The following is a 3178-nucleotide window of genomic DNA, read 5'->3' as shown; positions in this document are numbered from 1 at the left end:
TTCGGCAACCACTCCGGGGAGCCGTGCCATGCCACCGCGTTCAAGGACTCCTGGTGCCAGCAGGCGTGGCGCTGGAACCTCGACTACGTCATCGACCCGCACGGTCAGGCACTGACGTACTACTGGGGCAAGGAGCACAACCACTACGGCCTGAACGTCAACGACGCCACCGGGAGGGCCACGTACACCCGTTTCAACCGCGGCGGCCACCTGGAGCGCGTCGACTACGGTCTGGACGGCGACGCGCTCTACGCCGCCAACGGCGCCCAGGCCCAGGTCGACTTCACGGTGTCCGAACGCTGCCTGCCCACCGGGGGCTTCGACTGCGCCGCGGACAAGTTGAACGCGGCCAACGCCAAGCATTGGCCCGATGTCCCGTACGACCAGTTGTGCGGGTCGGGGCAGGAGTGCAAGACGTACTCACCGTCGTTCTTCTCCCGTAAACGCCTGACCGGCGTCACGACCAAGGTGCGGGTCGACGGCGCCTACAAGCCCGTCGATTCCTGGAAGCTGGAGCACAGTTTTCCCACCACCGGCGACGGCTCCGACCCGGCGCTCTGGCTGAAGTCCGTCCAGCGCACCGGTCACACCGCTGGCAGTGACATCGCCCTGCCCGCGGTCACCTTCTCCGGGCAGATGCTGAAGAACCGCGTGGAGAAGGCGGTCGATGAGGTGCCGCCGCTGAACCGCTATCGCGTCTACGGCATCAAGACCGAGACCGGCGGCACCGTCGGCGTCACCTACTCATCCGAGGACTGCACCGCCGGCAACCTGCCCGACCCGGCCGGCAACACCAAGCGCTGCTACCCCGTGTACTGGTCGCCCCCGGACGCGCCCGCCCCGGACTTCGAGCCCTACCGCGACTGGTTCCACACCTACGTCGCCACCCAGGTCCTGGAGTCCGACGACGTCGCCGGCGCGCCGGTGAAGACCACCTCGTACGAGTACCTGGGCGGCCTGGCGTGGGCCAGGGACACCGATGAGCTGACCAAGGCCAAGCACCGCACCTACTCCGAGCGGCGCGGCTACGCCCGCGTCCGCACACGCGTCGGTGCCGGCAGCGAGACGAAGTCGCTCGCCGAGACCCGCTACTTCCGCGGCATCGACGGCGCGGACGTGGCCGACTCCGAGGGCAACAACGTCACCGACCGCGAAGCGTTCGCGGGCATGGTCCGCGAGGAGATCGGCTACGCACGGGACGGCGGCGGCATCATCGAGGCCACCGCCTACACCCCGTGGCGCTCGGCGGCTACCGCCACCCACGCCCGCGGCGGACTGCCGGACCAGAGCGCCCACTACACCGGCGTCAAAACCGAGGCCACGCGTGAGCTGAAGAAGGACGGTACCTGGCGCCGCACCACCACCGAGAGCACGTTCGACTCGTACGGCATGGTCAAGACCGCCTCCGAGACCGGTGACACGAGCAAGACCGGGGACGAGCGCTGCACCACCACCTCCTACGCACGCGCCACCGGCGCGAACATCATCGAGACCATCGCCGAGGAGAAGACCGTCGCCACCACGTGCGAGGCCACTCCGACGCTGCCGAAGGACCTGGTCTCCCTCAAGCGCACCTACTACGACGGGTCCACCACCCTCGGGCAGGGCCCGACCAAGGGCAACATCACGCGCGTCGACGAGCAGGACAAGGCCGGCACCGGCACCCAGACCGTCACCACCGCCACCTTCGACACCCACGGCCGCCCGCTCACCCAGACCGACGCCCGCGGTGAGACCACCACCACCGCGTACACACCTGCCACCGGCGCCGCGCCCACCAAGACGGTGGTGACCAATCCGCTCGGCCACAGGCAGACCACCGAACTCGACGCGCGCCGCGGTATCCCCACCACCACCGTCGATGCCGCGGGCGCGCGCACCGACGCCGACTACGACGCCCTCGGACGGCTCGTCAAGGTGTGGCAGCCGGGCTGGGCCAAGGCCGACTACCCGTCAGCCCCGTCCGTGCAGTACAGCTACACCGTCTCCAAGACCGCGCCGGCGGCCATCGCCACCAGGACTATCCAGCCGGACGGCACCTACACCACCGCCTACACGCTCTACGACGGCCTGCTGCGCGAACGCGAGACGCAAACCCCCGCCCCCGGCGGCGGCCGTGTCATCACCGAGACGCTGTACGACACCCGCGGCCTGGAAACCAAGATCCACCACGCCTACCACGCCGACGGTGATCCGTCCGCGACCCTGGTCGAAGCCGCGGACAACACGGTGCCGAACATGACCGAGAACGTCCACGACGGTTCCGGCCGCGTCACCGCCGCCATCTCCCGCAAGTTCGGCGACGAGACCAAGCGCGCCACCACCGCCTACAGCGCTGACCAGACCACCGTCATCCCGCCCGACGGCGGCACCGCCACCACCGACCTCACCGACGCCCGCGGCAACACCACCGAACGCCGCCAGTACACCAACGCCGCCCGCACCACACACCAGAGCACCGCCTACGCCTACGACAAGCACGACCAGCTGGCGAAGATGACCGACCCCGCCGGCAACGTGTGGACCTGGACCCGTGACGCCCGCGGCAACGTCACCGAGGCGAAGGACCCCGATAAGGGCACCTCCACCACCACGTACAACGCCGCCGACCAGCCCGCCACGGTCACCGACGCCCGCGGCATCGCCCTGACCACCAATTACGACGCCCTCGGCCGGCCAGCCGCGGTCAAGAAGGGTGGCCAGACCCGCGCCGAGTGGGTCTACGACACCCTCGCCAAGGGCCAGCTCACCTCCGCCACCCGCGTCCACGACGGCAGCCGCTACACCACCGCCGTCGAGGGCTACAACGCCCGCATCCAGCCCACCGCCACCACCGTCACCGTCCCGGACGCCGCCGGCGCGCTGGCCGGCACGTACCGCATCGGCTACACCTACGACCCCGAGACCGGCAAGCGCACCTCGATCAGCCAACCGGGCGTCGGCGGGCTGCCGAGCGAGCGGACGGCGACCGAATACAACTCCCTGGGCCTGCCCACCACGACCAGCAGCGGCGGCGTCGCCCTGGTCTCCCAGGTCTCCTACGACAGCTTCGCCCGCCCCGCCCGCACCGAGTACGGCTCCGGCGACCGCAAGCTCTACCGCACGCACGAATACGACGAGCACACCGGCGACCTCACCCGCCAGGTCACCGACCGCACCACCGCACCCCAGCGCCTGG

At 70.0% G+C, this 3178-nt stretch carries 1 protein-coding gene; it reads left to right on the top strand.

Going from position 1 to position 3178, the window contains the following annotated elements; translation table 11 throughout:
- Positions 1–3178: hypothetical protein (locus I003_RS33820; RefSeq protein ID WP_037722177.1), on the top strand; the 3178-nt coding region annotated here is incomplete at both ends.

Source organism: Streptomyces sp. CNQ329 (assembly GCF_000482585.1).
The sequence above is the reverse complement of the archived record's forward strand: the minus strand, read 5'-3'. Positions and strand labels throughout refer to the sequence as shown.